The organism is Propionispora sp. 2/2-37 (assembly GCF_001298735.1).
Lineage (GTDB): Bacteria > Bacillota > Negativicutes > Propionisporales > Propionisporaceae > Propionispora.
In genome coordinates this window covers 96,126-121,806 of the sequence record NZ_CYSP01000012.1, presented here as the reverse complement: position 1 = coordinate 121,806, position 25,681 = coordinate 96,126, and the positions used below count along the sequence as shown (strand labels likewise).

The following is a 25,681-nucleotide window of genomic DNA, read 5'->3' as shown; positions in this document are numbered from 1 at the left end:
TTTAGAAGGATAAACGTGTTTTTATAGAATCATATAAATAAGGAGGTTATTGTAATTTTTGTATGAAGATAATACGGACCAAATTAGGTCAGCAATTACAAAGGAGGCAAGAGCATGGATATTTCCAACCTTTCAAGTTGTATAGAGGATGTCAGAAAGGCGGTGCTTACCAATTTGCAGGCTCCGAATGCCCCGACCGATTACGATCAATTGCGGGGCCGGTTGGAAGCTGCAAAAGACAAATTTCCAGCCCTTTATAAAAATGCGGTGGTAGAACCTTTTAGCCAAACCCTGACTAAATTAGGGAGGAGCGGTTTTACGAGGATACTTTTAATGGACCGGCAACAGACCGGAATTGCCCGGCTAATGCTGGATATTGCCCAGGCCATTCTGGAACGGGGAGAAGAGTACAATAGTTTAGCTACGAGTGCATTTCAGGAAGTTGTCAGTGATTTATATGATGGTTTCTTAAGTGCCGAGGACCGGGTTGGGGTCAAAGCTCCTGATTTGAGTACAGTCCCGGCCCTTGTAAAGTGGGGGGCACCGGAGAATGGACCATATACGTGGCCGGTGGATGCCACTGCTTCTTTTGGTCTGGAAACGGCTATTGTAAGCATACCTCCTGTTCATGCGGAATCAGGGCTTTTGGCTTGGGCTTGTATTCCCCATGAAGTTTGCGGACATGATGTTCTCCACGCGGATATTGGATTGACCGATGAATTGGCAAATGCGGTTAAAAATACATTAATCCAAAATAACATTAGCGCCGATTTAGCTGAATATTGGTCGTCGCGGATTGATGAGACTGCCTCGGATGTTTTAGGCATTCTGAATCTAGGTCCTGCGGCGGCGATAGGCCTCATAGGGTATATCCGAGGGATGGATGCAGCCTATACCGGCAAGGCACAGCTGCGTAATGTAGGTCCAGCAGGAGATACTCATCCTGCCGATATTCTCAGGGGGTATTTGGGAGCCTATGCGACAGGCCTGCTCATTTTTGATCAGGCCAAAGAATGGGAAAGAGTCATTGAAGCCGAAACGAATAAAGACTTATCTGCCATCCAGTTGGCAGGAAAAGCTATTGACAACGAGATAGCAAAACAGTCGGCAAAAATTGTTGCCGGCACCATCATGCAAACTAAGCTGGAAAGCCTTGAAAATCATAGCCTTGATCAGATTCAAAATTGGAGAAATACAGATGAAGCCATTTCAGTTTACTTACGTACAATATTAAAAACTGCCGAATCATTGACCGAAGAATATAAATCAGGTTTCTACGCCGCCCACGTAGTTGCTGCCGCCGTTACCGAATCGCTTACCGGCGGGGCTGACATTGATACTATTTTCAAACGAATGGTTTCCCTGTTAAAAGTAATGCACGACACCAATCCTGCATGGGGACCATTATTGGTAAAGCATCCGGGCAATATTACGAGACATTTTCTTTATTATCCAACGAAAGAGATAGCTGCCGTCCGGAAAAATTAATGAGGTTTTTACAGCTCGGACTTACTTAGCAATTTCTTAAAATAAATCTAAATCTGTAAAAATCCAGCCCGGCGAATAGCGGGCTGGGATTTTTTTTACCATGAAGGGGAACTATATGACTAAACTGTAAGCAAACTAAAAGGGAGGCATTTTCGTGGCAAAGATAGTTGCTGTAGAAGATAATTTGTCAACCATTAAGCAGGCACTTAAAAACAAAGGATATACCGTAGTAAGTCCAAACAGTAAAGAGAATATTTTAGCGTGTGTCGTAATGGGGATGGATAGTAATCTTATGGATATTCAAAATACCGTGAATAAGGCCCCGGTGATTGATGCAGCCGGCATGACACCAGATCAAGTCGTGTCCCGTGTGGAGGCGCTTCACTGACGGCTGGAAGCCCAAAACTGAGTATTTATGACCGAGAAAGATAAAGAAAAAATGGCAGGTTAGCATAAAAAACCCGCTTCGGAAATCCGGAGCGGGTTTTTATGCTATGCAGTTCGGCTATATTCTTCAATAACTTAATTAAAACCGTAGTGAACTGTCCTCACTTACTGGGATTTTCATCCGCAGATGAGAAAATGGCCCCTTTAGGATAAGGGGGTTGTTTTTCTTTTCGATATATATAACTGCTTTTTGTAAAACAGAAAGTATAATGGTAAAATATTACTAGGGGTTTTTTGAAACTTTTTGTTGGAAAATCAGGAAAGGGCGTTGCAGCATGCAGTATACACCAAAAGAGGAACTGGACATAAGAATACAGCATTTTCAGGGAAAAATATCCAGGAAGGAAGTAGACGGAGCCATTATTTTATTAAACAGTGATTTATTTTATTTTACTGGAACGGTGCAAAGTTCGTTTTTGTATATACCGGCCAGTGGTGAGCCGGTACTCATGATAAAAAAGAGTTTACAGCGGGGAAAAGACGAATCGTCGCTGCAACAGATTGTTCCGGTTAAACATCCGCGCGAAATACCGGACATATTGGCGGCATTTGGTCATACGGTCTTTAAACGCATAGGACTGGAGCTGGATGTATTGCCGTTTAATCTTTATCTAACCTATAAAAAAATATTTCCGCAGGCAGAGCTGATTGATATTTCACCGGCCATTAAGGAAACCCGCGCTATAAAATCACCTTATGAACTGGAACTGCTCCGCAGCGCATTGTACGTCATGGACCAGGCCTTCCAAACCGTACCTTCCTTTTTACGGGAGGGCATGGCCGAGATTGAAGTTGCTGCTTTATTTGAAGCGGAATTGCGCAGGAGGGGTTATTCGGGATGTTGCAGAATGCGGGCTTTTAATCAGGAATTCTTCTATGGCAATGTGTGCAGCGGCAGCAGTGGCTTTGCGCCAAGTTATTTTGACGGACCGGTGGGTGGTTCGGGAGTGGCGGTGGCAAATCCTCAAGGGGCCGGATGGAAAAAAATAAACCGCAATGAACCGGTTTATCTGGATTACACCTGCATTATTCAAGGGTACACAGGTGACCAGTCCCGGATGTTCTGTATAGGCGAACTGACTCCCCGTATGACGAAGGCGTTTGCGGATGCCGTGAAGATTCAGGAGGAAGTAGTGAAAAGAATGAAACCGGGAATTCCGGCGGAGGAACCCTACTTGTTGGCTCTGACCCTGGCTGAAGAAATGGGTTATAAAGATTATTTCATGGGCTACAAACAAAATCAGGTGAAATTTCTCGGCCATGGCATTGGCGTGGAATTAGATGAGTGGCCTGTTTTTGCCAAGGGGATGAAAACTCCGGTCCAGCCGGGAATGACTTTTGCGCTGGAGCCTAAGTTTGTGTTCCCCGAAGGCGCCGTCGGTACGGAAAATAGCTTTGTCATGACAGAAAACGGGCCCGAATATTTAAGTATAACGCCTGAAGTCATTACCTATTTGCCCTGAGGAACGGCCGACAAAATGGCACTTAATACCTGGGTAGGGTGTATCTAAATAAGAACATATTGATGTTAAAGTCAAAGTCAGGAGAAAACTTTAATAATTTCATAATTTCAAACTACGTTATAGGTGCCCTTCAGGGCTTAATAGGGAAGTCCGGTGCAAAACCGGCACGGTCCCGCCACTGTAATGGGGAGCAAATCCAGGGTATGCCACTGGAATAATAATTCCGGGAAGGTTTGGAGGCACTATGATCCAGAGTCAGGAGAACTGCCTATAGGACAATCACCGTTTGACCTGCGATCGATGGGGAGGGGATTTGCGCAGTTTTTTCTGTGTTGTTCATCCCGGCATATGTCATTGTGCCGGGCTTTTTAGCTATACAGCGCCTTTCGTTGATGTGGGGCGCTGTTTGTGCATCCGGCGCGGGTACGGTTAGGAACAGAAGAGTAGAAACAGGATTTTTCTGTTTACGGCAGGGAAGGATATAGCAAGATGAGACAGTAAAGGAGTGTCAGCAGGATGATCACGTTTAGAGAGTTGTACAACAAAATAGTCGAAGAATCATGGCAGGAAGGAGCCAGCCGTGCGGAAGAATATGGAGCTGAGTTTGACAAAAGTCAGCTTAACTGTCTGTTTAATCCGGAAAAACATCCGGTAGCCGGTGAGATAGCGCAATGTATTCAAAAAAGCAGGGAAGGCAGCGTAAAGATTTCGAAAGATGTGCTAGCCTGCATGGAAACGCTTGCCGTGAAACAGGCTTTAGCTTATGTGCTGATTGCCCCTTCCTTTCTGGGACAATTTGACGAACAGGTGACACCGGGCATGCTGCGTAATGCCTTTAGAGAACTGGGTTTTGACGGTATGGTAGAGGTGGCTGTTTTTGCCGATATTCTCACGATAAAAGAAGCACTGGAGTTTGACAAAAATATTATTACCGAGAAAGACTATCAGTTGACCAGCTGCTGCTGCCCGATGTGGATCGGGATGATCCGCAGGGTGTACAGCGATTTGATGCCCCATGTCCCGGCAACCGTATCACCCATGATTGCGGCGGGCCGTACGGTTAAAATTCTGCACCCGGGGGCTGTAACCGTTTTTTTAGGTCCCTGCATCGCTAAAAAGAAGGAAGCGAGAGAACCGGATCTGAAAGGGGCGATTGACCATGTGCTGACCTTTCAGGAGGCAAAAGAATTGTTTGAACTGCTCCGGGTGGATTTAACAACTTACGCCGATCGTGAAAAAGAAAACTCGTCCAGGGCAGGGCGGATTTATGCCAGAGCCGGCGGTGTCAGCGATGCTGTTCAAAGTACGCTTCAGCGACTGAATCCGCACCGGAAGATTACCATTAAAACAAGAATGGCGGACGGGGTGGCCAACTGCAAAGAAATGATGAATGAATTGGTACAGGGAAAGGTAGCGGCCAACTTTTTTGAGGGAATGGGCTGCGGCGGCGGTTGTGTAGGAGGACCTAAAGTAATTCTTGATAAGGAAATGGCAAAAATCAACGTGAATGAATATGCGGGAAAAGCTATTTATAGGACCCCGATAGAGAATCCCTATGTCATTGAATTGTTGCATAGGCTGGGTTTTGATACACCGGAGAGTTTGCTGGAAGATAATGAGTTTTTTACCAGGAAATTTTAATTCATAGGGCTGTGCTTGATTGTATCAGGAGGTAACGGGAAGTACGGCTGCAGCCCATCAGCCAGTTGAGGTTTATCTATGCTTAAAGAGTCCATGCAAAGTGTAATGTATTAGATTTTGTAAAAAAATTGCGTAAATTTCCGGTATTTTGTAGGAGTCATTTACAGTCGCAGCGAAATAGTAACTCATCTTTCTATACTATAATAGAAAGCGGAAAGCTACTGCTACGTTTGTTAGGCAATTTACAAACAGATGGATGAGAAAGGGCTAGAGTAAATGATTATCAAAATAGAAGGGGACGTGCTGGAAAATCTATCGAAAACAGAACGGCAGATTGTGCAGTTTATTAATGAACATGAGCATGATCTGGCGAATATGTCTATTGTGGATATTGCTTTTGAAACTTTTTCTTCACCTTCTACCGTATCCAGAGCCATCCGGAAATGTGGGATTAACGGTTTTAACGAACTTAGGTACAAGCTGACCATGCCCGGCAAAAACAGAGAATTGATCAGTATCAATGAAATTATGAACAAATCCTTGATTGAAGCAACTGAAGTATTGCAACGAATTTCATTAACCAATGTATTGGCGGTAGTAAATGAAATCCGTGCAGCAAAAGACCAGAAGATATATATCTTTTCACGGGGACTTACCGAGCAGGTGGTAAAGGAATTCAGCCTTAAACTGGAGCTTTTGAATTATGATATTACCCAGACCGGTGATCCCAATATTATTGTGAACCTGAGCAAAAGATTGAGAAAAAATCAGCTGGTGATTATCGTTTCGCTGAACGGACAGACGCAGGAACTGATTGAAGCGGCGAAAAATGCCTATTTAACAGGAGCTAAAACCATCGTGATCTGTTGTTCGGATAAAAGCCCGCTGTTACAGTATGCATATCGTTATCTGGTGGGTTACCGCTATGAAAAAATATCGATTAAAGATTTTGAAGTAACATCAAGGGTGCCTTTGTTTATTATATCGAGAATTCTTGTTGATTATCTCGTCGAACAGGAAAACATGAAATAACCAAATCGACGATGTTGTATAGGATAAAAACGAATACTCCGTGTAAAAACGTGAAAATCGATTTGCGAAAAGCGAAAAGATTTTCATGTTTTTTTATTTTAAGATGAAAGTGTAAAAAGTAAAAATTAAAAAAGAAAAGAGGAATACGGATGAATCCACTTTTGTCGAGCAGGCAAATGCTTAAAGACGCGCAAACCTATCGATATGCGGTTCCGGCATTTAATATTCACAATATGGAAACCATGCAGGTGGTTGCCGATGTTGCCAAAGCCATGCATTCCCCCCTGATCATTGCGGTTACACCATCAACGCTTGACTACGCCCGCCCCAAATATATTGTAGCCATGGCATCAGCGGCTGCAGCCTATACGGATACACCGGTAGCCATCCATCTGGATCATTTTGAAGAGGTTGGCAAAATAAAGGAAGCCATTCAGGAAGGGTTCCGGTCCTGTATGATTGATGCCTCGAAAGAACCCTTTGAAAAAAATATTGAAATCGTAAAAGAAGTGGTTGCCTATGCGCACCGTTATGATGTGACGGTGGAAGCAGAATTGGGAAAGCTGGTAGGCGCGGAAGATGATTTGGTTGTAGCTGAGCAGGAGGCGGCCTATACCAATCCCGCCGATGCCGTGGATTTCGTAGCAGCTACCGGGATTGATTCTTTGGCGGTGGCGATTGGCACCGCGCATGGCCTGTATAGGGGAAAACCAAAGCTTGATTTCAACAGGCTCAGGGAAATACGGAAAAAGGTAGATATACCCCTGGTTTTGCACGGTGCTTCCGATGTGCCGGACGAATTGGTGGAAAAAGCAATTTCGTTGGGCATTTGTAAAGTTAACATTGCAACGGATTTGAAAATTCCGTTTTCGAATGCATTAAAAAACTTTTTTGCAGAAAATCCCCTGGCAAGTGATCCCAGAAAATATATGACACCAGGGAAAAAAGCGATGCAGGAAATTGTTGAGCATAAAATTCGTGTATGCAAAAGTCATAACAGGTATTGAAAGCATGGTGGGCAGGGATGATCTATACATTAACTACCAATCCGGCCATTGATATGAATTTAACCGGACAAGACATCAAAAGGAATCAGGTAAACCGCACAACCAATACGGTGTATTCACCTAATGGAAAAGGAATAAATGTGGCGCTGGTATTGCAGCATTTTGGCGTAGCAGCAACCGCTTTAGGCTTTTTCGGCGGATTTACCGGCCAATACATTATTGACCGGTTAGCGGAGCGCAATTTGCCGGTTAAACCTATTCGGGTAGACGATATTACGCGGGTTAATGTTTTTGTTAATGACGGCACGGATGAGTATAAATTTGTCAATAGCGGGTCTTTTGTTCCGGAAAGCAAACAAAGGGAGCTATTATTCCAATTGCAGAACCTCGGCGATTGTACATATCTGGTAATTAGCGGCAGCCTGCCGCGGGGTATTTCTGAAAAGTACTATGAAGAAATTTTACGCGTATGCCGGCACAAAGACATTCAAGTGATTTTGGACATTAGTTCAAAAAAACTAAAGGATTTATTACAATATCGGCCGCTGTTGATCAAACCCAACGATGAGGAGATACAAAACATATTTGGCCTGGATGTCCGCTCGGATGGCGAGGCTCTAACCGTAATGAAGCTTCTGAAACAGCAGGGGGCACAACATGTTTTGTTGACGTTAGGTGCCCGGGGCTCGTATTTTAGTGATGGCGAAGCTTTGTATTGGTGCAGTGCGCAGAAGGTAAAGTTATTGAGTTCCGCTTGTGCCGGAGATGCCGCACTGGGAGCATTTTTAAGCGAGTGGCTGGCAGGCGGGGAAATAGAAAATGCCTTAAAGAAATCGGCGGCTACAGGCGCCAATGTGGCTGAGAGTGAAGGCCTGGGAGACTTCTCATCCGTTTATAACTATATAAAAAATATAGTAGTGCGAAAGGTGGGCGAATTATCGTGAAAAAACTTTTGGCAGTTACAGGCTGTCCGACAGGAATTGCACATACCTTTATGGCGGCAGAAGCACTAAAATCTGCAGCCCAGGAAATGGGCGTGCAGATCAAGGTGGAAACCAATGGGGCAATCGGAGCGGAAGATGCGCTGACACCGGAGGAAATCAAAGAAGCCGATTGCATTATTGTTGCCTGCGATAAGAAAGTGGATATGGAACGCTTTAATGGCAAGCCTGTCATAGAAGTGCCGGTAGCACAGGGGATACGGAAAGCTAAGGAGCTTGTTCAAAAAGCGGTATCGGGGCAAGTTCCCGTTCGGAAAGGAGCCCTTAAAGACAGCGGTATAAAAATTAAGTTCGAGGAAAAAAGCGGGATTGGGCATGAAATCTATAAACATCTGATGAACGGTGTGTCCCATATGATTCCGTTTGTTGTGGCCGGCGGAGTGTTGATTGCCGTCTCCTTCTTATGGGGAATTTATTCGTTTGATCCCAATTCGCAGCAGTATAATCCAACGGCGGCGCTGTTAAAACAAGTGGGCGGATATTCTATGGGACTGATGGTTCCCATTCTTACCGCTTATATTGCCCAGTCCATTGCCGATCGTCCCGGCCTTGTTGCCGGTTTTGTGGCAGGAACAATTGCTGCTGCCACGGGTTCCGGTTTCCTTGGCGGGATTATCGGCGGATTTTTGGCAGGGTATGCCGCACTTTTTTTGATCAGATCGTTGTCTGGACTGTCTAAACAACTGGAAGGTCTTAAATCTATTTTTTTAGTGCCGTTGGTGAGTGTTGCCTTTGTGGGTACGATTATGTATCTGCTGGCGGGCCCTGTTGCTGCTATTAATAATTATATGATGCATTTTCTGGCGAATCTGCAGAATTCCAATCCGATACTATTAGGCATTGTCATTGGGTGTATGAGTGCCTTTGACATGGGGGGACCGGTGAATAAAGCAGCTTATGTTACAGGCACACTGCTGCTGGGACAGGGAAACTACTACTTTATGGCAGGTGTATCGGCAGCCTGCATTACACCGCCCATCCTTATCGCACTGACTACCACCTTATTTAAAAATAAGTTTACCAAGGATGAACGGGCCGCAGGTGCTGTTAACTATATTCTTGGTGCTACGCATATCACCGAAGGCGCTATTCCATTCGCCGCGAAATCCCCATTGACCGTTTTACCGATTTTGATGTTAGGCTCTTCCCTGTCCGCAGTTATGACCTATATGATGAAGATTCAGGTTCCGGCCCCTCATGGCGGGTTCTTGATTTTGGCACTTGTAGATAAGCCGATTGCCTGGGTATTTTGTATATTCACAGGATCTCTGATCGGTGCTTTGATCTATGGATTTACGAGAAAAAAGGTGGAAGACAACTGATGGAACTATTCAAAGAAGATACAATCTGTCTGGATTTAAAGGCGCAGAATAAAGCGGAAGTCATAGGAAAAATGGTTAATATGCTGGATAAAGCAGGGGTATTGAACGATAAGAAAGCCTATGAACTGGCTGTTTGGGCCAGAGAAGAAAAAACAACGACAGGGATTGGTTTTGGCATTGCGATTCCACACGCAAAAACCAATGCTGTTAAAGAACCAAGGGTAGCTATTGCAATTGTCAAGGATGGTGTAGATTATCAAAGTGAGGACGGCAGTCTGGCTTATTTAATTTTTATGATCGCGGCCTGTGATGGTGAAGATGATTTGCATTTAAGGGTTTTGGCCCGGCTATCACGCAAATTAATCGACCCGGTATTCCGCAGCAAATTGCTGCATGCCTCAGATAAACAGGAAATCATGATCTATTTGAAGCAAACGTGAAAAGAGATTTTTGTGGTACCCACAAAGGAGAATCAATACTGTCCGGAAAATCAAAGCAATAAGTAAATGAGTAATGGCAGGAAGAAATAAAGCTGCCAGCTATACATACTAAAGACTGCGGCAATGTTCGCAGTCTTTAGTAATTGCCCGATACTCCGGTCCGCTGCAGGATATTTTACAGTGGCAAAGGAAATAGTGTACAATAGAAATACATGGAGTTTGAAATAAGTATTTGTTTGATGAAATTTAATTTCATTCCGGGAAGAGGTATTGTATGTCGAACGATGAGTTTAAATTGCTGGTAAGAGTCACCAAAAAATATTACCTTTTAGACATGAAACAGGATGAAATTGCCCAAACAGAAAACATTTCAAAATCAACGGTTTCCAGACTTCTAGCCAAAGCCAAGGAGTTAGGCTATGTTAAAATAAACCTGGACTTTCCGGTGTTGGCAGTGGAAGCTTTGGAGAAAGAGTTAAAAGATATGTTTAACTTGAAACATATTTTTATCGCGGAGTCATTTTCCAAGGATGAAAGGCTGATATTATCCAGTGTTTCGGATGGCTTGTCCAGGTATCTGAATACAATCATTGCCGATGGCGATTTAATCGGTGTGTCCTGGGGCGAAACCATGACCTATATGTCGGAAAACTTAAAGCTTTCTCCAAAAAAAGGGGTAAAGATTGTCCAGCTAAACGGTGGCGTGGCCCGCAGAAATATATCGACACTAAGCGAACGGATTCTTATCAATTTTGCTGATAACTATAACGCGATGAGCTATTTTCTGAATGTCCCTTCGTTTGTGGATAATTCGGAGATTGCCAAAACCATTATGCAGGACTCCAAGATCAAAGAAGTATTGGATTTAGCTGAAGCCGCAGATACGGTGATTTTTGGTATCGGTTATATCAATAAACATTCTATTCTGGTCAGAGCGGGCTATTTTTCGGAAGAAGACTATGAAAACCTCCGGGCAGAAGGATTTGTCGGCGACATCTGTTCCCGCTATATCCGGGAAGACGGATCACATGCCACAGGCGAGCTGTATAATCGGGTCATTGGTATCAGCCTGGAGTCAATAACCAAAAAGGAAAATAGCATTGGAGTAGTCATTGGTGCGGAAAAAGCAAAAGTGACGCTGGCTGCTCTGAAAGGCGGTTATGTGAATTCGTTATTTACAGACGAGGTTACAGCACGGGAAATAGTCAGTCTGTATAAGCGGGAATAATCAGTGATGAACGGGCCAAGATCATAATGCAGAATCCAGGCAAGCCGGAGGCATCAGGTGTAATGTCTCCGGCTTATTTTTTATGGCGTTTATTATTACAAAATTACCTGTAAATCCAAACCATTTTACATTGACAAAAGGAAGGGTGAAGATTATAATGGGCTTGAAATTAATGCCGTGTTAATTGAAATTAATTTCAATTAACTGTTTGCGAAAGGAGATGAAAAATAATCATAGTGAAACGGCCAAAACGGAGTTGAAGAATAGCAAGTTGCAGAAAACGGTAAACTGCTCGGATAAAGGGGGATGATGTGATGAAAGCAGTCCGGCTGTTTGCGGTTAAGGACCTGAGAGTCATGGAAGTTGAAAAACCATGTCCAAAACCGGACGAGGTCTTATTAAAAATTCATGCGGTGGGCGTGTGTGGGTCCGATATACCGCGCATTAATAAGAAGGGGCCTCATGTATTGCCGATTATTCCCGGACATGAGTTCGCCGGTGAGGTTGTCGAGACAGGCAGTGCGGTTTCCGGGTGGAAGATTGCTGATAAGGCTGCTGTTGCGCCGTTGATTCCCTGCCATCAATGTGCCTGCTGCCAAGAAGGTTTGTATTCCCTATGCGAAGACTATAAGTATTACGGTTCAAGGAATAATGGGGCCTTTGCTGAGTATTTGGCTGTTAAGGCTGAAAATATGATCAAGCTTGATGAGAAAATTCCCTGTGACTGGGGAGCAACTATCGATCCTGCGGCTAATGCCATTCATGCTTTTTTACGGGGCGGTATTACTGATAAGGATACTCTGACCGTGTTTGGAATGGGCGGAATCGGCTTATTTGCCGTTCAATACGCTAAAGCTATTGGCATTACAGCCATCATTGCCGTTGACGTTAATGACCAAAAACTGGAGGCGGCCAAAGAATGCGGGGCCGATTATATAGTGAATGCCAGCAAAGAAGCTGTTGCCGCCAGGGTAAAAGAGCTTACGAATGGTGAGGGAACGTCTGCTGTTGTCGAAATGTCCGGATCGGCGGTCGCACAAATGCAGGCCGTAATGGTTGCCCGTAAAATGGGAAGGATTGTATATCTCGGCATCAGTAATTCCGAACTTACGTATTCCAAAGAGGCTGTGGATACCATTTTGCGAAGGCAACTCTCGGTTATCGGCAGCTGGAATTCTTTCTCCAGCCCGTTTCCCGGACGGGAATGGCGGGAAGCGGCTGGTTTTATGGCCCGGGGCCAGTTTAACCCGGATAAAATCATAACACACCGGTTAAGTCTTGATGAGATCCCGGAAACATTCCGGAAAATAGATGAAGAACCGTTCTATTTTAATAAAATTATCTTTTATCCTCATGGTACATAATTAACAATATATCCCAATTTGGAAAATACAAAAGCCTATGAAAAACCATTCGAAGAATATCTGCATCTGTATCAAGCATTGAAAACAGTATAAAAGAAAGAGGGAATCCGCGTGGTTACTCACATTAATAAATACATAGATCATACTTTGCTTAAGGCCGAAGCAACGGAAAGCCAAATCATAGCGCTGTGTAAAGAAGCCGAAAGCCATCATTTTATGTCAGTGTGTGTAAACCCCTATTGGGTAAAAAAGGCAGCGGAAAGTCTTGCCGGTTCTGATGTCAAGGTATGTACGGTTATTGGTTTTCCCTTGGGTGCTGCAGCGACTGAAATCAAAATGGCTGAAACAAAACAGGCGATCGAGGACGGGGCGGACGAAGTTGATATGGTCATCAATATCGGGGAATTGAAAGGCGGCAATAAGCGGGCCGTCCGGGAGGATATTCAGTCGGTCGTAGCATCGGCCGGGGGGCGGGCTCTTGTTAAAGTAATTATTGAAACCGCGTTGCTTACCGATGAAGAAAAAATCAGAGCCTGCGAGCTGGCAAAAGAGGCTGGTGCTGATTTTGTTAAAACTTCGACAGGATTTTCAACAGGCGGTGCCACAATAGCCGACGTAGCCTTGATGCGTAAAACAGTAGGCCCACAAGTGGGGGTCAAGGCCAGTGGCGGAGTAAAAAGCCGGGAAGATGCGCTCAAATTTATTGAGGCAGGGGCAACACGGCTTGGCTCTTCAAATGGTGTGGCTATCGTCGAAAGCCTAAAGCCATAAATTCCGGAACAGGCAAGTATCACCTGGGTAAGGCACCTCGGGCTCGGATGTGATGATGCCAGTCTTTCAGAGCTGTCAAAGGGATAAGACAAAGCTTTAATAAATAATTGAAAATTGACCCCAAAACGAACGAGGTGCCTTTTCTTCCTGCCGTAATTCAAACGGTAGATCACTGTTGCCGCCGCCGGCAACCCGTAGGGAAAATATTTACGTTCTGCTTTCCGCGTGACCAGCAGACGACAGCACCAAGCAGGCCAAGCATTGCCGCTACCAGATAGGTATTGTGCAAAGCGACGGGGAAACGGGCAGTACTGTTAAGATAGGAATATCTAGCCAGTTGAATACTGAACACAGCTCCGCTGACGGCGACTCCCATGACCTGCCCGATATTACGCATTAAGGCCAACATGCCCGAGGCGACTCCAATCTGGTTTTTAGGAACGCTTTCCATGATGGCATTGTTATTGGGTGCAAGAAATAAACCGGTACCGATTCCAACCAGGGCTAGGCCGGCAGCAATGGTCAAATAACTGAAATTTTCCGTGTAACTGAGAATCATGATGCCGGTGCAGATTACCGCCATTCCCAGGGAGGTTAACAGCCGTGAGCCGAGACGGTCGGAGAGCGTTCCGGCTACCGGTGAGGTCAGCAGCATGGTTAAAGGGAAAATACTCATCAAATAACCCGATATGTTTGCCGGTAATGCTAAAAAGGTTACCAGATAAAAGGGCATGAGAAAGGTGACCGAATACTGGGTGAGATAGTTAATCATAGCGGAAAAATTACTCGATAAAAAGACACGGTTACGGAAGAGGTTAAAATTAAACATGGGGTATTGGCATTTGATTTCAATGTAAGCGAATAGCAGCAAAGAAAAGGCTGCGGTGAAAAATAAGCCTAAAATGATGGACGAACTCCATCCCCAGGCCTGCCCGTGGCTTAAGGCAAGCAAAAAAGTGCTAAGAGCAATAAAAATAGTGACTGCCCCGCCGAAATCGAATTTTTGCGGTTTTTTAACTTTATGAGGTAATATTTTCCATGACCAAAAGGTGCCAAGAATGCCAATAGGAATATTAATGATGAATATGGATTGCCAACCGTAAGTTTGGACCAAAAAACCGCCCAAGGCCGGACCGGTCGCAAGACCAAGTGAGACAAACATGGCGTTAAGCCCAATAGCTTTGCCTCTTTCTGAAGGCGGGAAGGTATCGGCAATAATCGCCTGCACGACGGCTAAAATTGCCCCGGCCCCAAGGGCCTGCAGGGCGCGTGCGGCTATAAGCATCCAGATATTTACCGCAAGACTGTTAAACAGCGAGGCTATGGTAAAGACGGCAAAACCACTGACAAAAACCGGGCGGTGGCCATACATATCGCCAATTTTTCCGTAAGTTAGCAATAAACTGCTAATCAGCAGCAGATAAACCATTACGACCCATTCGACATTGTTAAGTGTTGTATGGAAGTAGGTGGTAATTTCCGGCATAGCAATATTCACTATACTGGCATCAAGTGTCGACATAAATACGCCGAGAATGGTAGTCGAATGAATCAGCCACTTACGCACAACCGGATTATCAGTAGCTAAATGACATAGCATAAAAACATCCTTCTCTCTATGATTGATAGGCAAATAACAACACATGCCCTATAGTATATGAATGGCCGCCCTTCATGTTCTACTTATCATAACGGAAGGAAATCCCCTACTAATCAAGCTGATGAGGGCATAGCCTTTAAAAGCAAACAAATATCCCCGCTTTCCTTAATGAGGGCTGGCGGTTTCTAAGCAAAGTCGCTAAAGAAAAATAAAATAAGCCGGAGATTTGGACAGGTTAGCTAAGGGTATTTTCTTTTTGTACGGCTGAGGGTGAGATATTTTTATACTTTCTGAACAGACGGCTAAAATAATTGCTGTCGTTAAAGCCGATCGTCAGGGCAATTTCGCTGATAGGATAATGCTGCTGCAATAATTTTACCGCCGCTTCAATGCGCAAATGATTTACATATTCAATGGGCGGCATGCCGGTAATGCTTTTAAACAGCCGGCACAAATGATAAGGGCTCATATTCGCCATGGCGGCAAGTTCTTTAAGCGTGATTCTCTGGTCATAATGTTCTTCGATATAGGTTAATACCGGACGCAGCCGATGGTGCCGCCTGTTTTTAATCTCACCCTGGACCGGGACGGCATGATGCCGCAGGAGTAAAACAAGTATGCGGTACAGACCGGCTTTAATCCACAGCTCATAACCCGGACTTTTTTGCTCATATTCCCGGATCAGGTCCAGAAACTGATTGGTGATGTTGTCATCATGGATCTTATTTTGAAAACGGAGGCGGTTTTGCAGCAAGGGGGTCATATATTTGGTCTGACATAAATCTTCTTTAGAACTTAGAAGGAAGGCAAGATCAATAATGATATAAAACTCGACAAGATGGTTACAGCAGTTCTCGACATAATGCATGTCATTGCAATGGATAACAATCAGATCACCTGCAGCCACAGGAAGGGGCTGGGAATTGCAGTGGATGACGGCAGTTCCCTTCTCTATATAGAAAATCATGAATTCCTCATGCCAATGCTTCTTTAAAATAGGTCCTGGCGCATGATATTCCATGCGCCTTATTTTTATGGGAAAGTCCTTTTTAATTTCCTGATCAATCATTTGGCCATTGCCGGCAATAATCATGATACATTCTCCTTAAAAATATCAATATCATGCTAAAACAAAACAATATCATTCATGAAATAATTCTGCTTATCTATTATAATGATATAGGATGATATGTTTTTGATCAATATTATCCTACTATAACAGTGGTAGACAGAAATTGGGAGTGAGTGGATTGTTTCGTGCTGTAAAAAGTGTTCCATATTCCATCTGGTTGATTACATGCGCACATGCCGTGACGGATTTATCATCAGGTGCATTATTTGTGGCCTTGCCTTTTTTTAAAGTGAAATTTGGTTTAAGTTATGCGGAATTAACGGCTATCGTGCTTTTGCAAAACCTGACTTCTTCCGTCAGCCAGCCGATCTTCGGTTATTTAAGCGACCGGAAATCGCGGCCATGGTGGATTCCTCTGGGGTGTTTTATAAGCGGGGCGATGTTGTTGGGTTCCCTGCTGGTACCGTCTTATTCATTGGTATTGCTGTGTACGGCGGTCAGCGGGCTCGGCAGTGCTGTTTTTCATCCTGAAGGGGCAAAAATGGTCAATTGGCTTAGTGGCAGGTCCAAGGGCAAGGGGGCCAGTTTATTTGCCGCCGGCGGCAATATAGGGTTTGCCCTGGGGTCTTTGTTTTTGGGAGCCCTGCTGGCAGGAGATACGGCTATTCTTTATCTGTTTGCGCTGCCTAACGTCGCGATCGGCATTTTGCTGCTTTGGACTTTGGACCGGTTTAGCCGTCTGCCGCAGCAAAAAGAAAACGGCACAGGAAAAGCCGAAATTGCAGTTAGTCTGAACCTGCCGCTGCTGGCTCTGCTCGGAATGGTGCTTACACGGGCGACGGTCAATTCCGGGATCAGCACCTTTGTCCCTTTGTATTATACCTCGTTTCTGCATGGCAGTTCTGCTTATGGCGCCTCTTTATTGACGGTCTATTTAGCTGCCGGGGCTGCAGGTACGCTGCTGGGGGGACCGTTAAGCGACCGTTATGGCAGCAAAAAAGTTATGTTATACTCGATTTTACCGGTTGCCGCACTATTGTATCTTTTTAAAATACTGGGCGGTGTTTGGACATTTATCCTTTTAGCGATTATCAGTATTTTGCTGGCGGCCACCTTTACCAGCAGCCTGGTGATGGCGCAGAAAATGATGCCGGGCAATATCGGCATGGCTTCGGGGCTAACGCTGGGATTCAGTATTGGTTTGGGGGCCATGGGAGTTCTGGCGCTTGGCCATGTTGCGGACAGTGCGGGGCTGTCCTGGGTGTTTAGTCTGCTGGCTGTTTTGCCGGTAATCGGTTTTCTGCTTACCCTATTTGTACGGGAGCCCGAAGATCTTCCGGAAAAACATCCTGTTCCCGAAGTCTGAATAAAAGCAGTTTACTTGCCGGGATGTTGTCACTTAACGATAGGAGGCAGTTAATGCCTTCAACAGGACGCGGATATCATACTGATAAGGACTTACGGGGATAACCTTTTTATTCAGCCCAAGCAGGGAATAAACAGCGATCCTGGCAGTTCGGACGGAATACTCCTCCGTAAATACCATATCCTCCGGCACTTCCGCAAACTGGCCGATGAAAGCAAGGTTGGTTGACCCTTTGGGCACGATTTCCGGCCGGTCCCCTTTGGCACGGGGTTGGAACATGGAAATAATATAAGGCAGCATACAGGGGATTACGTTAACTACGGTTTCCATAATTTCCTGTATTTCTTCTGTAAAATCCAGATGGTGCAGGAGTTCAATAAGAATTTCCCTTCCGGTGCAGTCGCGCATCGGTTTTTCTACATAATTGCCCTTTCGACCGGTATACAGGCCATATCCCCAGAAAATGGTAATATCCTCCGGCTGGGTTTTAAAGTGGGGCTGGGCCGCCACTACAATGGACATAAGCCAGTTAGAATCCCGAAAGGTCATCAAAGCGCCGCTGCCCGGCTTATTACGTGAAAACTTTTCAATCATTTTGAGCAGTTTATTACCTTTCAGGGTAACCGTAAAGGATTCCCAGTTGGTTTCTTCGGGGTTGCCGAAAAATTTCCTCGGATTCCCCAGGCCGGCTTTTTTGGCAGCGATTTTCTCCCAGAGCACACCTGAAATAGGATTCTCCACAGCCAGTGCCGCAGGAGTATTCAGACTGCCTAAGCGGGAATTATCCGTCATACAGCCATTGGTCACAATGCATAAATCATCTTGGTTTAGTTGGAGAATACCCGGTTTCCCCTCCGTTTCATAGCGTATGGCCGTGACGGTGATGCCCTCGCCCTTTTTAAAATCCAGATCGGTTACGGTGCAGGTCAAGTTAAAGTCGACATGAAACCGTTCCAGGTAGGCCTTTAAGGGCAGGATGATAGATTCATACTGGTTATACCGCGTTCTTGTTACTCCCTCCAGTGTATGGATCCGGGAGTATTCAAAAATCATCCGCTGCATATAGCGTTTGAACTCAATTAGACTGGACCATGTTTGGAAGGCGAAGGTTGTCTGCCACATGTACCAAAAGTTTGTTTCGAAAAAGTGCGGTGTTTTGATAAACCAGTCGGAAATCCGGAGGTTGTCCAGTTTTTCTTCAGGGATAACCATCAGCCTAAACAGCGCCATACGGTCGGCGTCGTTAAAACCCATAGATAAAACATCAATCACTTCATGATCTTTATTAATCAGTCTGGCATTGGCATGCGTGGGATGGGTCCGGTCAAAAGCCAGAATTTCGTCGGTTACGCTCATGTTTTCAAAATCCAGGGAAGGGATAGAGGAAAGCAGTTCCCATAAATTTTCGTAAGTTTCCTCGTTGAGCATTCTCCCGCCACGGGCGACAAAGCCGGTCGTGGCGTTTCCCGCAGCATCGTTGCTGCCCCCTAAGACCGGCATTCCTTCCAAGATATGAATATTTTTACCGGGAAAGGCACAGTCTCTGACAAGATAAGCCGCACCCGCCAGAGAACCTAAGCCGCCTCCAACAAAATAGATTTGTGTGTTTTCATATGTTTTTTCCACTGTAGGATACCTCCATGATTTATTCAATTATATATATAGAATAGAGTTGCCCAAAGAAAGGTTAGATTATGATAATATTGGCGAGTGATGAGGAGTAGGTTAAAAGCTGCATTCTGGGTCGATAACAATTCCCCAAAGGCTTTGTCATAGAGAACGAGGTTTTTTTTTGTCCATTTCCGGATATTGGAAATATAACTGTTGACAAGAAATAAAATAACATGGTAGTATTAATAATACTTTTAATAAGTGGTATTGAAAATTGAGGGGGTATGGTATGCTTCCAATAGTGAATAATACGATGAGAGTAAAGCAGGTCAATGTTGAACTTGTTAAAACTGCTTTGAAAGCTTTGAAATTTGGGACTAAATCAACTATAGCTAATGCAACAGGGTTAAGTGTAGCAACTTGCGGCAACATTCTAAATGAGCTTTTGGAACGTGGCGAGGTTATAGAAACTGATTTAGAGCAGTCTAGTGGCGGACGCCCGGCACGACGGTTTATGTATAACGCAAATTATTCTTATATTGCTTGTATTTATGTGAGTAATGAGGGAGGAGTCTATAGAACAGTTTATGCTGTTACCAATTTAACCGGTGAGACTATTGAAAAAAACTCTTCGGAAGTAGAAATGATTAACTATGAAGCCATAGATAACCTAATTGAAAAACTAATTTACAGATACGAAAATATCAAGGCTATTGGTATTGGCATACCAGGGATTGTACATAAAGGGGTAATTGGTGCCGGTGATATTAAAGAGTTGGTAAATATTCCATTGGCTGCCCGGTTAAAAGCTAAATATAATCTACAAATTACCGTTGAGAATGATGTGAACTTAACCGCCTATGGTTTCTACCAAAAACAGCACCATGAGGAAGATAAAACGGTTGCGGTTGTCATGTTTCCCCAGGGCAACTGTTCGGGTGCAGGTATCATTGTCGACGGGCGAATTATCAGGGGCAATACAAACTTTGCGGGCGAAGTGTCCTATTTGCCATTGGATTATTCCCGTGAAGAGCAAGTCAAGCAAACCAAAAATCCGGAGGCTTTCTTCCCTCTTATAGTGAAAACAATTGCTTCTATTATCGCTGTCATTAATCCGGCAACAATCGTAGTAACAGGAGGCTTAATCCGATTCGATATGCTGGAGGGGATTTCCAAGGGCTGCGAGACGATCATACCTCATGAACATATGCCACAGATTCTTATTGAAGAGAATATGCAGGAGGATTATATCAATGGCTTGATTTCGATTACTTTGGAAAGTCTGACCTGTGATATTCAACTGATAGAAAAAAGGCTGTAAGAAATTCTACTGTAATGAGAGTTAGATATTTTAATTCAGGATGGGTAGGGGGTTACATGAATAAAATGAGTAAGACTCTTCCGGTTCAGCCTGCTTTGAGCAAAAACGGGTCTACATTGCGCTTAGATGACTGTCCGGTTTCTAAGCATCCAGTACCGGGGCTTTGGGAACAAATGTCCACACGGGCAGCCTTTTTTATTGCCGGGTTCGGAATTTCGGCATGGGCTCCCCTGGTTCCCTATGCGAAGGAGCGCCTTGGAGTTGATGAGGCTGCTCTGGGACTTCTGTTGCTGTGCCTGGGGGCCGGTTCGATTATGATCATGCCTTTCGCCGGTGCGCTGGCAGCGCGCTTTGGCTGCCGTCTGATGATTTGGGTTGCCAGCCTGTTTATATGTATTTCTTTACCCTTTCTTACCATCGCTGCAAGCGTTCCCGCAACCGTGATTGTGCTGCTGATTTTTGGTGCTGCAATTGGCATGGTTGATGTGGTGGTCAATATCCAGGCCGTAATTGTCGAAAAAGCCAGTGGCAGGGCAATGATGTCCGGATTTCATGGGCTGTGGAGTGTTGGCGGTTTTGCTGGGGCAGGTAGTATGAGTGGCCTTCTTGGGGTTGGAGTATCACCATTAATGGCAGTACTATGTATCGTAGTAATAATTGCAGGCCTTTTGTTGTTTTTTGGACGGTACTTGCTGCCCTACGGGAGTGAAGAAAAGAATGGATCATTGTTTGTTCTTCCTAAGGGAATCGTCCTTTTCATAGGCTTTTTATGTTTCATAGTCTTTCTGGCAGAAGGATCCATGCTGGATTGGAGCGCTGTATTTTTGACCTCGCTGCGCGGGGTTGAGTTTTCTCATGCAGGACTTGGCTATTCTTTATTTTCAGTTGCGATGATGATCGGCAGATTAACCGGTGATCGCGTTGTTTCCAAATTCGGCGGAAAGAAGGTGGTTCTTTTTGGAGGAATAGGCGCGGCCTTAGGGATTGCCGTTGCCATAGTCATTCCAACCTGGACCGCAGCGCTTATTGGTTTTGGGCTGCTCGGGCTGGGATCGTCCAATATTGTGCCGGTACTGTATTCCGCACTAGGCCGGCAGAAACTCATGCCGGCAAACTTGGCAGTATCAGCTGTCTCTACCCTTGGCTATTCCGGTGTTTTGGCGGGACCGGCGCTTATCGGACTGATTGCCCATACCACGAATCTCTCCTTCGCTTTTTTGGTTGTCGCCGCAATGCTGCTCATCGTGGCAACCAGTTCGCATGTCGCGGCGGAATCATAACGGCTGCAAGTTCGGCAACTCACTTGCGTGTATCGAAAGAAAACCAAGCGCTGAAGTCACAACATGAGCGTAGCGCTTGGTTTTTATAGTTATTTTTTTAACAGCTTCCTTAGAAGATATGTCAGACGGGCAAAGCAAGGATCATATCAAACCATTGGGAACCGCCGTGGGCTGAGGCTGAGATTCCGTTATTGATGTAACTGAAAGATTCATAGTACGGGACCAGGCTTTTCTTAAAGGTCAATACGAAATGAATTTTGCCCGCGAGGTGGCCAGTAAAATCATATTTATGGATGACGGCGTTATTCTCAGCGAAGGTTCGCCGCAGCAGGTCTTTGCAACGGATAATATCAGAATATAATCATTTACGGCTCAGTTTGGACAACGATAAAAAGTACGAATACTATTTTCCGGGCTTTCAGAGTTTTACTCTGAAAGCTTTTTTTTGGAAAGGAAAGAGCTGCTGCCCGCATGCTGAACGAATCCGGAAAGCAGCTCGTATGTTTACGCCATGAGAGGAGATGGGGACCTTATCTGTCTTCTCCTTAATTCATTCCCAAGGAAGTATTGGCTTCCTGCCGAAGTTCCCTGGATAATTTTCATCATGAATTTATGCTAATTCATTTCGCTGTGTTTTGTAAGCTGGTTTATCTTTTTTCTTTCTACCATATACAGTTTTTATCAAGGCTGAAGTACTAGAATGTCTGTTTTTTGTGGACATCGTTTAGTATTTTCGTAATTATCAGATTTTGTTATGATGAATTCGACAAGGAGGATACCGAAGTGGAGGGTTTGACAAAGCGAGAAAAAGAAATTCTGCTCATTTTAGCAAAAGCAACAGAGTATGTATCGGCTGATTCTATCGCAGGGCAGCTAAATGTATCAAAGAAAACGATATATCGTAATCTTCACTCACTGGAACAAAAATTGTCCGAGAAGAACGTGTTATCCAAGCAACCGGGAAAGGGCTACAAGGTACGGCAGGTTGAATTTATTCATACTTTTGCCGATACTCTTCCGGAGCATGGACTGCTTGACATGAGTCTTGCCGAACGCAGGCAGCATCTTCTAACCTTTTTGCTTTTGCAGGCGCCGAAAAACACCTCGATTAACCAATTGTCCGATTTATACTACCTCAGTAGCGCTTCTATTGTAAATGATTTAAATATTATTGAAGGTGCGTTACGGGAATATCAGTTGGCACTCATACGTTCGCGGCAGGGAACACATGTGGAGGGAACGGAAGAAAATATTCGTAAGATGCTCATGAAATTATTGAGCGATTCTCTTGAACATGGTGACTATTTAACGGCGGAATCGGTTTCCGATGATTTGCACCAAAAAACATATGCTGGTCTTTACAAAGGATTTTCTAGTAAAGATATTTACTTTGTAAAGCAGATTCTGTCAGAGGGGGAGGTCATTCTCAAAGGTAATATCAAAGAACCGTATTATATTAATATCTTTACTCATGTATTGATTTTGATTAAAAGATTGACCAATCGGACGCATTATGAAACAACAAAACCACCTAAGGGAAGCTTCAAAAATCAAACGGCGTATTTGGCGGCACGCAGAATGATGGAACACATAGCAGGTTATGTAAATAAAAAAGTACCGGAAATTGAAATTTTTTATATTTATCGTTATCTTATTTCTTCCGGCATAGAAAATGGCGCTCCCCGTGAGATTGTGATTACTGAATCCCCGGAAAAAGAGTTCGTATGGTGGCTCATAGCCCATGTATCGAAAAAGGTCTACGTTGACTTTACGCAGGACTTGAATTTACAGCAGAGCCTGTTTTTGCACATCCAGCCGCTCACCAAGCGCCTTGCCTATGATATTTCTATAGCCAATCCGCTTTTGGAAGATATAAAGAAAGAATTTCCAGCTATATTTGGCGCAGTCCGGCAAAGTGTTCACGAACAGGAAATCATGCCGAATTTTCAATCGCTGACCGATGATGAAATAGGATACATCACAGTGTACTTTCAGGCGTCACTGGAAAATCAGATGCAAAGGCAACGGGTACTTATTGTCTGCTCCAGCGGTGCAGGAACCTCGCATCTTTTAGGTGCACGTGTCAAACGGGCATTTTCTGACTGGGAGATTGTCGATATCGTATCGGCAAACCGTCTGGCTGCCATCAGGGATATGGATGCGATTGATTTTATATTAACCACGGTGCATTTGGAACCACAGGAGGTTCCGTGCATTTTGGTGAGTGCGCTGTTTAGCGAATTAGACATTTTAAAAGTGAAAAATGTTTTGCTGAATGAACATAAGCCGAAACTGCAGAATGTACTTTCAATTTAACAAGGAGTGGACATCATGGGACTGGAAAAAATTTTGAATGAAAACTTGATCAATCTTGACTTGCAGGCGAAAAACAAGGATGAAGCCATCCGGGAATTAACGGCCATGCTTCAAAGGGAAGGAAAGCTCAGCGATGCGGGACAGTTTATCAGGGATGTCTATAAACGGGAAGCAGAAGGTCGGACTGGTTTGGGAAACCATATTGCAATCCCCCATGGCAAGTCAATGGCCGTACTATCGACAGCCGTTGCGATTGGCAGAACTTCGCATGCACTGGAATGGGAGAGCCTCGATGATAAACCGGTACATTTCATCATTCTCTTTGCCGTACGCAATGTGGATGAAACTACGGTGCACCTCAAACTGTTGGCAAAAGTGGCGGCAGCGTTGGCCGATGAGGATAACTTGCAAAAGTTATTGCGATCGAATGATAAAAAAGAAGTCATAAAAACCATGTCAAAAGAGGAGTAAGAAAGGTGGAGTATTATGAAAATTGTAGGAGTGGCAGCCTGTGTAGCAGGAATAGCGCATACGTATATCGCTAAAGAAAAGCTAATTAAGGCCGCAGAAAAAGCAGGACACCAGATTCACATGGAAACCCAGGGACAGATTGGTACGGAAGATGAATTGACGCCGGAAAGCATTAAAGATGCGGATGTGGTTGTGTTGGCTATTGACGTATCCATTAAAAACAGAGACCGTTTTAAAGGGAAAAAAGTGATAGAGGTCCCTACGGAGGTAGTTATTCATTCGCCCAGTGGTTTAATCAAGCAAATCGAAAAAGTGGTTGCTGGTTAGTAAATTTACATTGGAGGTGTAAATCATGGATTTACAAATCAGAAGACATATCATGACGGCGATTTCCTATTTGATCCCTTTTGTATGCTGTGCCGGTATGTTGATGGTGGCCGGAAATATCTTCGGAGGTCAATTTATTAAGGATTTCAGTGGAAACATCCGTATTGCTGATGTGTTGCTGCAATTAGGGGCTGACGGTTTAGGCTTGCTGCCGGTATTTATCGCTACTTTTCTTGCGTATTCCATTGCGGAACGTTCAGGTATTGTGCCGGGGTTTCTGCTGGGAGTTATCTGCAAACAGTATGGTTATGGCTTTTTAGGTGGCTTATTAGCCGGTTTTCTGGTTGGCTATATGGTGAACTGGTTAAAGAAAGTAATAAAAGTTCCCAACTGGGCAGAAGGGCTGGTACCTCAATTAATTCTACCGTTTTGTTCGACTCTCACTATTGCGTTGGTGATGAAGTACATTGTCGGTATTCCCATCATTGAGCTACAACAAGGTATAAATAACTTGCTTACCAGCTTGCAAGGCGGTTCGGTCATTTTGCTGGGTATTGTAGTTGGCATACTTTCGGCTGTCGACTATGGCGGGCCGATTAACAAAGTCGTATTCGTATTCACGCTTAATCTTTTGGCCGAAGGCGTAGGGACACCGATAGCCGCACTTATATCCGCCTCGATGATTGCACCTTTGGGTTTAACAATAGGTTACTTTTTAAGCATACTGCTGAAACGGGACTTGTATTCCAAAGATGAAGTCAACTCTCTGAAAACAGCATTTCTTATGGGATGCTGCCAGATTACGGAAGGATCCTATCCCATCATCTTGAATGATTTACTGCGCATTACAATATGTACGGCTGTTGGTGCAGCAGTTAATGGTGCTTTAGTCTTCTATTGGGATTGTTCTTCTAAAATTCCCTGGGGTGGCTTTTTTACGCTGCCGGGTCAGAATCATCCGGAATTATGGACATTAAGCCTGCTGATAGGATCATTAGTATTTGCCATACTTTGCGTATTCTTAAAAAGAAAGCCTGCTCAAGAAGCAGAGAATGAGGAAAAAGAATTAGACCTGTCCAGCCTTAAGATTTCTGGCTGAGAGGAATGATAATA

General features: G+C 44.4%; 22 protein-coding genes and 1 riboswitch. Of the genes, 19 read left to right on the top strand and 3 right to left on the bottom strand.

What is annotated here, in order from left to right:
* Positions 1-114: 114 nt before the first annotated feature.
* From P22_RS13895 to deoC, 12 genes are all read left to right on the top strand, one after another.
* The gene (locus P22_RS13895) at positions 115-1,488 is read left to right on the top strand and encodes a hypothetical protein (RefSeq protein WP_054260853.1); all 1,374 of its coding nucleotides are present in this window, start codon (positions 115-117) and stop codon (positions 1,486-1,488) included.
* A 154-nt stretch (positions 1,489-1,642) separates the two neighbouring features.
* On the top strand, positions 1,643-1,876 hold the full coding sequence (locus tag P22_RS13890) for a YkuS family protein (RefSeq protein ID WP_054260852.1): 234 nt from the start codon (positions 1,643-1,645) through the stop codon (positions 1,874-1,876).
* Between the two features lie 334 nt (positions 1,877-2,210).
* Entirely contained in the window at positions 2,211-3,398 is a 1,188-nt protein-coding gene (locus P22_RS13885; protein ID WP_054260851.1) for a M24 family metallopeptidase, read from the top strand.
* 104 nt (positions 3,399-3,502) lie between these two features.
* A riboswitch (cobalamin riboswitch) is annotated at positions 3,503-3,685 on the top strand.
* 229 nt (positions 3,686-3,914) lie between these two features.
* Entirely contained in the window at positions 3,915-5,039 is a 1,125-nt protein-coding gene (locus P22_RS13880; protein WP_054260850.1) for a [Fe-Fe] hydrogenase large subunit C-terminal domain-containing protein, read from the top strand.
* 276 nt (positions 5,040-5,315) lie between these two features.
* A complete protein-coding gene (locus tag P22_RS13875) occupies positions 5,316-6,071 on the top strand; it encodes a MurR/RpiR family transcriptional regulator (protein ID WP_054260849.1) in 756 nt (251 codons plus the stop codon).
* Positions 6,072-6,220: 149 nt separating this feature from the next.
* Positions 6,221-7,078 (top strand): tagatose bisphosphate family class II aldolase, encoded by an 858-nt coding sequence (locus P22_RS13870; RefSeq protein ID WP_054260848.1) that lies wholly within the window; start codon positions 6,221-6,223, stop codon positions 7,076-7,078.
* Positions 7,079-7,095: 17 nt separating this feature from the next.
* Entirely contained in the window at positions 7,096-8,022 is a 927-nt protein-coding gene (gene pfkB / locus P22_RS13865; RefSeq protein WP_054260847.1) for a 1-phosphofructokinase, read from the top strand.
* Positions 8,019-9,401, top strand: coding sequence for a PTS fructose transporter subunit IIC (locus P22_RS13860; protein ID WP_054260846.1), 1,383 nt, complete (start codon positions 8,019-8,021; stop codon positions 9,399-9,401). Before pfkB ends, P22_RS13860 begins: the two co-directional genes overlap by 4 nt.
* Entirely contained in the window at positions 9,401-9,841 is a 441-nt protein-coding gene (locus tag P22_RS13855) for a PTS sugar transporter subunit IIA (RefSeq protein WP_054260845.1), read from the top strand. The genes P22_RS13860 and P22_RS13855 overlap by 1 nt, the downstream gene beginning before the upstream one ends.
* 274 nt (positions 9,842-10,115) lie before the next feature.
* Positions 10,116-11,069 carry a sugar-binding transcriptional regulator gene (locus P22_RS13850; protein WP_054260844.1) on the top strand — a complete coding sequence of 318 codons (954 nt, stop codon included), beginning with the start codon at positions 10,116-10,118 and terminating at the stop codon, positions 11,067-11,069.
* 314 nt (positions 11,070-11,383) lie between these two features.
* On the top strand, positions 11,384-12,433 hold the full coding sequence (locus P22_RS13845) for a galactitol-1-phosphate 5-dehydrogenase (RefSeq protein ID WP_054260843.1): 1,050 nt from the start codon (positions 11,384-11,386) through the stop codon (positions 12,431-12,433).
* 105 nt (positions 12,434-12,538) lie between these two features.
* Entirely contained in the window at positions 12,539-13,204 is a 666-nt protein-coding gene (gene deoC, locus P22_RS13840; RefSeq protein WP_373432680.1) for a deoxyribose-phosphate aldolase, read from the top strand.
* Positions 13,205-13,373: 169 nt separating this feature from the next.
* Here the strand turns inward: deoC and P22_RS13835 are convergent, their stop codons facing one another.
* Together P22_RS13835 and P22_RS13830 are read right to left on the bottom strand one after the other, a co-directional pair.
* Positions 13,374-14,804: an MFS transporter gene (locus P22_RS13835; protein WP_054260841.1), complete on the bottom strand. Its 1,431-nt coding sequence runs from the start codon at positions 14,802-14,804 to the stop codon at positions 13,374-13,376.
* A gap of 235 nt (positions 14,805-15,039) precedes the next feature.
* On the bottom strand, positions 15,040-15,897 hold the full coding sequence (locus tag P22_RS13830; RefSeq protein ID WP_054260840.1) for an AraC family transcriptional regulator: 858 nt from the start codon (positions 15,895-15,897) through the stop codon (positions 15,040-15,042).
* A gap of 157 nt (positions 15,898-16,054) precedes the next feature.
* Between P22_RS13830 and P22_RS13825 the strand changes: the two genes are divergently transcribed.
* Entirely contained in the window at positions 16,055-17,242 is a 1,188-nt protein-coding gene (locus P22_RS13825; protein WP_054260839.1) for an MFS transporter, read from the top strand.
* A 33-nt stretch (positions 17,243-17,275) separates the two neighbouring features.
* Here the strand turns inward: P22_RS13825 and P22_RS13820 are convergent, their stop codons facing one another.
* Positions 17,276-18,868, bottom strand: a complete 1,593-nt coding sequence (locus P22_RS13820; protein ID WP_054260838.1) for an oleate hydratase — start codon at positions 18,866-18,868, stop codon at positions 17,276-17,278.
* Between the two features lie 274 nt (positions 18,869-19,142).
* Between P22_RS13820 and P22_RS13815 the strand changes: the two genes are divergently transcribed.
* The 6 genes from P22_RS13815 to P22_RS13790 all read left to right on the top strand — a co-directional run bounded on the left by P22_RS13815 (position 19,143) and on the right by P22_RS13790 (position 25,667).
* The gene (locus tag P22_RS13815; RefSeq protein WP_054260837.1) at positions 19,143-20,174 is read left to right on the top strand and encodes an ROK family protein; all 1,032 of its coding nucleotides are present in this window, start codon (positions 19,143-19,145) and stop codon (positions 20,172-20,174) included.
* A 56-nt stretch (positions 20,175-20,230) separates the two neighbouring features.
* Positions 20,231-21,454 (top strand): MFS transporter, encoded by a 1,224-nt coding sequence (locus tag P22_RS13810; protein WP_072169805.1) that lies wholly within the window; start codon positions 20,231-20,233, stop codon positions 21,452-21,454.
* 783 nt (positions 21,455-22,237) lie between these two features.
* Positions 22,238-23,770, top strand: a complete 1,533-nt coding sequence (locus P22_RS13805; RefSeq protein ID WP_054260836.1) for a BglG family transcription antiterminator — start codon at positions 22,238-22,240, stop codon at positions 23,768-23,770.
* 15 nt (positions 23,771-23,785) lie between these two features.
* Positions 23,786-24,241: a PTS sugar transporter subunit IIA gene (locus P22_RS20595; protein WP_054260835.1), complete on the top strand. Its 456-nt coding sequence runs from the start codon at positions 23,786-23,788 to the stop codon at positions 24,239-24,241.
* A 15-nt stretch (positions 24,242-24,256) separates the two neighbouring features.
* Positions 24,257-24,568: a PTS fructose transporter subunit IIB gene (locus P22_RS20590; protein ID WP_054260834.1), complete on the top strand. Its 312-nt coding sequence runs from the start codon at positions 24,257-24,259 to the stop codon at positions 24,566-24,568.
* A 25-nt stretch (positions 24,569-24,593) separates the two neighbouring features.
* Positions 24,594-25,667, top strand: a complete 1,074-nt coding sequence (locus P22_RS13790) for a PTS fructose transporter subunit IIC (protein WP_054260833.1) — start codon at positions 24,594-24,596, stop codon at positions 25,665-25,667.
* Positions 25,668-25,681 lie beyond the last annotated feature (14 nt).